Annotated in this window: 9 protein-coding genes; all 9 read right to left on the bottom strand. The window is 66.5% G+C overall.

Translation table 11 applies throughout. The annotated features are described in order from the left end of the window. On the bottom strand, positions 1 to 560 hold a 560-nt coding region (locus tag EPD66_RS23495), incomplete at its 3' end, for a phage tail tube protein (RefSeq protein ID WP_221931102.1). Positions 561 to 563: 3 nt separating this feature from the next. Beyond that, on the bottom strand, positions 564 to 749 hold the full coding sequence (locus EPD66_RS23490) for a hypothetical protein (RefSeq protein WP_142850990.1): 186 nt from the start codon (positions 747 to 749) through the stop codon (positions 564 to 566). Between the two features lie 8 nt (positions 750 to 757). After that, on the bottom strand, positions 758 to 1,192 hold the full coding sequence (locus tag EPD66_RS23485; protein ID WP_142850989.1) for a hypothetical protein: 435 nt from the start codon (positions 1,190 to 1,192) through the stop codon (positions 758 to 760). After that, positions 1,189 to 1,677, bottom strand: coding sequence for a phage virion morphogenesis protein (locus tag EPD66_RS23480; protein WP_142850988.1), 489 nt, complete (start codon positions 1,675 to 1,677; stop codon positions 1,189 to 1,191). The genes EPD66_RS23485 and EPD66_RS23480 overlap by 4 nt, the downstream gene beginning before the upstream one ends. 2 nt (positions 1,678 to 1,679) lie before the next feature. Then, positions 1,680 to 2,090 carry a gp436 family protein gene (locus EPD66_RS23475; protein WP_142850987.1) on the bottom strand — a complete coding sequence of 137 codons (411 nt, stop codon included), beginning with the start codon at positions 2,088 to 2,090 and terminating at the stop codon, positions 1,680 to 1,682. Between the two features lie 9 nt (positions 2,091 to 2,099). Continuing rightward, positions 2,100 to 2,321, bottom strand: a complete 222-nt coding sequence (locus EPD66_RS23470) for a hypothetical protein (protein ID WP_142850986.1) — start codon at positions 2,319 to 2,321, stop codon at positions 2,100 to 2,102. A gap of 1 nt (position 2,322) precedes the next feature. After that, the gene (locus EPD66_RS23465; RefSeq protein ID WP_142850985.1) at positions 2,323 to 3,264 is read right to left on the bottom strand and encodes a capsid protein; all 942 of its coding nucleotides are present in this window, start codon (positions 3,262 to 3,264) and stop codon (positions 2,323 to 2,325) included. 15 nt (positions 3,265 to 3,279) lie between these two features. Next, positions 3,280 to 3,663: a capsid cement protein gene (locus tag EPD66_RS23460; RefSeq protein WP_142850984.1), complete on the bottom strand. Its 384-nt coding sequence runs from the start codon at positions 3,661 to 3,663 to the stop codon at positions 3,280 to 3,282. 6 nt (positions 3,664 to 3,669) lie between these two features. Continuing rightward, positions 3,670 to 4,827 carry a phage protease gene (locus tag EPD66_RS23455; RefSeq protein ID WP_142850983.1) on the bottom strand — a complete coding sequence of 386 codons (1,158 nt, stop codon included), beginning with the start codon at positions 4,825 to 4,827 and terminating at the stop codon, positions 3,670 to 3,672. Between the last annotated feature and the right edge of the window lie 126 nt (positions 4,828 to 4,953).

Here is a 4,953-nt window from a genome sequence, read left to right as displayed (position 1 = left end):
TTGGCGTTGGAGACCGCCATCGCCGCCTGCCAGGCCGACAGGTCGATGCTGGGCATGGGGGCGCTGATGGGATCGCTCCACAGGCCGACGAAGCGGAAGCGGAAACGGGGGAGGCCCGGTGCTTCTAGGTCCAGGGTGAAATTGCCGCGCGCGCCCAGCAAGGCGTGCTTATTGCCGTCGATGTTGAAGAGGATCGAAACCGATTCTTCGCCGTCGGAAACCGGCAGATAACGGACCTCGGTATCAGGTTCGATCACCTCGGCCATGCCGCAGCCGCGCATCAGCACGCCCCAAGGCGGCACCGCCCCGGCGGTGCCGGAGCCCGCAACCTCGACGGCGAATTCCAAAACCACATGGATGCCGACGGCGATGGAGCCTTCGGCCCCCAGCGTCGGGCGCACGATGCCGCGCTCGATCATTTGCGCTTCCATCGGCGTGATGGTGACGTCCGACAACTGGATGGCATTCTCGGTACCGGTCGGCCCGGCATCCTGGCCATAGACGGTCTCGACCTTGGCCAGGACCACTTTTTTCCTGAACTTCATCGGCTGTAAGGCCATGGCTTAGTCCTTCTTCTCGGTCTTCTCAGGCACAGCCTTGGCCTTCGCGGCGGGCTTGGCTTCGGCGGGGCGATCCAGGCGGCGGCCTTGCGCATCGCGCGGTGCCGAGCCTTCGGGGTGGAGTTTGGTCGGGCCTTCGGCTTGGCGCAGCTTGCCGGCCTCAAGGATGTAGCGGCCACCAGGGCGCATGGGCTTCCTCACTTGTAGACGTAAGAGGCGGTGGTGAACTCGAGCAGGCGCCAGACGAGGCCTGCCTGGAAGGCGACGGTTCGCGCACCGGCATAGAGGACCTCTTCCATGTCCTCATTGGGCTGCCAGCCCAACAGATGGCCGATCACCGCCTTTTCCAGCGCCTCCATCTCCAGGGTGGTGCGCCCGCCGGCCCGGTCATTCTCGATGCCGTGGGCAAGTACGACGCCGAAGCGGTAGGTAACGCGCTGGCGCACCTTGCCGACCAGCGAATTGCCTTCCGCACGGTCGCTGATGGGGATCACCCAGGCGGCAGGGCGGAGGTGACGGGCTGGCGGTGCGGCCGATGCGGCGGCGAATTCAATGGCCCCCTGAACTTGGCGCAGCGGCTTGTCCTGGCCGACCAGGTCGGACAGACGGTCCAGACAGGAAAAGAGGATCATTGCAGCCCCTCCATCAGGTAATCGCCCAGGATGTCCAAAATCCCTTGCCGGTCATCGTCATTGACACCGAGGAAAGGACGGGCCGGCATGGCGACGGCCTTGACCGTGGCCCACCCCCCGCCGGGCAGGGGAAAGGTCAGCGCCCGGCCGGACTTGGCTTCGATCCGGCCGCCGAACTGGTGGATGGCCGCGTAAACGACATTGGTGCCGACCGACACCTCGCCGTCGCCGGCCTGATAGGTGATCGACTGCATCAGCCTTGCGCTGTCGACCAGCGTCTTGCCGCCCTCGGCCTGGGCGCGGCCCGAGACCGGCCAGGGGTTGCCGTCCGGCGCTATGCCATGCTCGAAGCGATGGATCACCGATGAGACCAGCATCGCGCCGATCTCCTCGAAGGCCGGGCCAAGATCCCCGGCGCGGCCTTGCAGCTGCGCCAAGGCCGCGCGGATCAGGATGTCATCGACCTGGATGCTGGCGCCGGCCATGATCAGAAGCCCTCCAGGCCGGAACCGGTGAAGATGCCGGCCGGGCCGGCATGGACCACGCCGCCGCCGCTGGTCGCGGCCTGCACGCCGTCACCCTGCAGCGCCAGGATGCCCTTGCCGGCATCGGTCAACTGCCGCATCACATCGCGATAGCGGGCCTGGGCCGGCTCATCCGGCGTCTGGTACAGGCGATACAGCGCGATATCGCAGGCCCATTGCCGGACCAGTCCGGGCACCGGCGAGAGCGGCAGACGGTAGCGGGCGGCGAGATAGCCGTCGATCATCTGCCGGGCATCGTCCAGGGCGCGGTCCAGCACGGCCGTGTCGATCTCGCCATTATGCTGTCGGTCGGTCAGCTCGATCAGGCGCTGTTCGCCGAAGCTGTCGATCATGTCCTGCTGGGTCGCGTACATGGAGATGCCTTACTTGCGGCGGGTCTTGGCGGTATCCGCCGGCGGTTCGGTGGTGACGGGAGGTTCCGTGGTCAGAGGCTCGGTGGTCACCGGCGGCTCGGGCAGAGCCTCGCCCAGGGCACCGCACGCGATCAGCGTGCGGGCCTCGGCCGCGTCCAGGGTGACGGGACGCCCGGCGGGGATGGTCTTGCCCTCCCGGCGCAGCGGGGTGAGGACGGGGTAGCGCGGCATCTCAGATCACGTCCTGAAGCAGGAAGGCGCAATCCTTGGCCAAGATGAATTCCTTGACCGATTCCCCGACCTTGACCAGCTGCGCACCGCGCAGCCCCAGATTGACGAATTGCGTGCCGGCGACCTTGGTTCCGAAACGGGCGCGGCCCGACCAGGTGACGCCCTGGGCGCTACCCAACGCGGTAGGGTCCTGGAACTGCAGTTGAATGTGGTTGCCCCAAGTGCGGTTGATCTGGCCGGCCTGGCCCTTGCGCGCCTCGTTGATGCGCGATTCCCCGACCAGCAGTTTCTTGACCTCAAGCAGTTCGGCGACCTGCTGGCGGGTGGCGATGCCTTCGCCATTGCCGTTGGGATAGATCGCCTTCAGGACCTTGGGATGCAGCTTGAATTTCGACCACACCGCCGCGCCCATGACCGCCACGTTGGGCCGCATGATCATGCCATCCATGATCTCGGTCAGCAGGCGGATGGGATCGCTGTCGGGATCGCTGAATTTCTCAGCGCCGCTCAGGGCCAGCTTGTTGGAGGGAGCGTAATTGGCCGGGTCAAAAGCGATGCCGGCAGCGCGGCGCTCTTTGTCAAGGAGAATGATGTTCTGGCAATAGGCAGCGGCTTGGCCCAGGGGATCAAGGCCCTGCGTCTTGGCCTGCTCGATGTCGTCGAGCGGCACCGGCTCGCCGATACCGTAATCCTCGACCGTCTCGGACTTCAGCTCGGACTTGGTGTTGACCACGCCGACAGCGCCCAGGCGGCCGACCTTGGTATCGGGCACGGTATAGCCCTCGGCCATGTCGAACTCGCGATACTGGAACGACTTGGTCGCCACCGGGGCCGGCATGTCGGGGATCACCTCGTCGGCAATCAGCGTATAGGCCGGATTGCGGTAGGCGATGGCGATGGCAGTCAGCTGCGGGCTGATCTGAAAGGGCGCGGTATTGGACATGAGCTAAATCCTGCGTTAGCCGGCGATCTGGCCGGGGGCGAACTGAAAGGCGACGATGTCGCCGGCAATGGCGGAGACCAGGGCGCGCCCGATGACCTGGGCGGTCTCGCCGGCATCCGGCGCGGCGGCGACGGCCCGGCCCTCGGCATCGCTGGTCAGCCAATCCCCGCGCACCACGGGGCCGCCGATCTCGATCTCGGGCAGGCCGCCCAAGCAGATGTCGACACGGCCGGCGCCGTCGGGGCCGAGCTGCTGCGTGACGCCGAACAGGGCATCCGTGACGCCGCTGGCCTGCACGACCTGGCCGTCGGTGACGCCATGGGTGACGATGCGGTAAGGAGCGATGGAGCCGGGAGCGGCGCGGAAGCTCTTGAAGATACCGGGATTGGGACTGGTCATGATGGCTTAGCCCTTGCGCTGTTGGACATGGCGCACGGCCTCGACGGTGGTGATCACCACGCCCTTGCCGCGCATTTCTTCCTGGTAGGCCACGGCCTCGTTGGCGATGGCCTGGGCATCGCCCTGCAGGACCGGCGCTTGGTCGGCCGGCGCCAGCTCGGCGAATTCGACGCGCTTGGGCAGGGAGGAGAGGAAATCGGTAAAGACCTCGCGCAGCGGCTTGGTCACGGCCGCACCGCCTTCTTCGGAAAAGGCGACGGTGCCTTCCTCGTCCAGGGCGGCCATGAAGGCGACCAGCTTGTCCTGCTCGGCCGGCAGCACCTTGCCGCTCGCGATCAGACCTTCGATCACATCACTGGCCTTTCGCTTGGCCTCGGCTTCGGCAAATTCGGCCTGGCGCTGGCGCAGGGCCGCTTCTTGATCCTCCAGCTGGCGCTGACGCGCAGCCAGGTCTTCGGGGGTGGGCGTGGTCACCTCGGGCTCCTTGATAGTCTGGGCGGGGATAGTCTGGGCGGGGACAATCGGGGCCGGCTCGCTGAAGGCGGGAGCCGGCGGCTCAGCAGCATCGGCCGTCTGATCGGCCAAGCGCTGAAGGTCTTCGATGGACCAGCGGGAGATGGTTTTGTCCGCCTCCTCGGCGCCGTCCTGCTCGACCAGACGGTCGCGCAGGCGGGCGAACAAATCGGCGATGGAGCGCAAGGCCCAGCGCACCGCTCCGCTGTTTTCGCCGAATTCGATTTCGACGATGCCGTCTTCGCCGGCCGCGAACTCGACCGGCTTCAGGCCCTTGACGGCAGGCGGCTGGGCGCCGAGGAAGCCGACATGGCGCAGGTAATAGACGCCGGGCTTGGGATTGTTCTTGGCATCGGGGTGATAGAAGGCGGCGCTGATCTTCTTGAAGCGACCGGCGGCGACCAGCTCGGCGAAGGCAGGATCGATCTGATCGGGCTCGGCCGACAGTTTGCCGCCCTCGGCCGACAGGGACTTGACCCAGCCATAGGCCGGGCCGTCATGCCTGGGGTGGCCGACGACCAGCGGCGCCTCATGCAGCGCCGGATCATAGGCCGCCGCCGTTGCAGCCAGGTCCGCCTCGCCGAAGGCCAGGGTCTGGCCGGCCATGGCGGTATGGGTGCCGGCGGCAAAGATCTCGATGGGTTTGGGCACGGCTGATCGGGCCTCGCAGTTCGTAACTGGAGGCGAGTTTGCCGGAGCGGGAAAACGCCGATAACGTAAAGGGCTTTAGGAGAGGTCCGAGGCCTGCGCGAAACGGCCCGGAAGCGAGGTGATCAT

The sequence above is a fragment of the Telmatospirillum sp. J64-1 genome, assembly GCF_006980715.1.
Classification (GTDB): domain Bacteria; phylum Pseudomonadota; class Alphaproteobacteria; order Rhodospirillales; family Magnetospirillaceae; genus Oleiliquidispirillum; species Oleiliquidispirillum nitrogeniifigens.
Note: the sequence above shows the minus strand (reverse complement) of the source record. Positions and strands in the feature narration are given on the sequence as shown.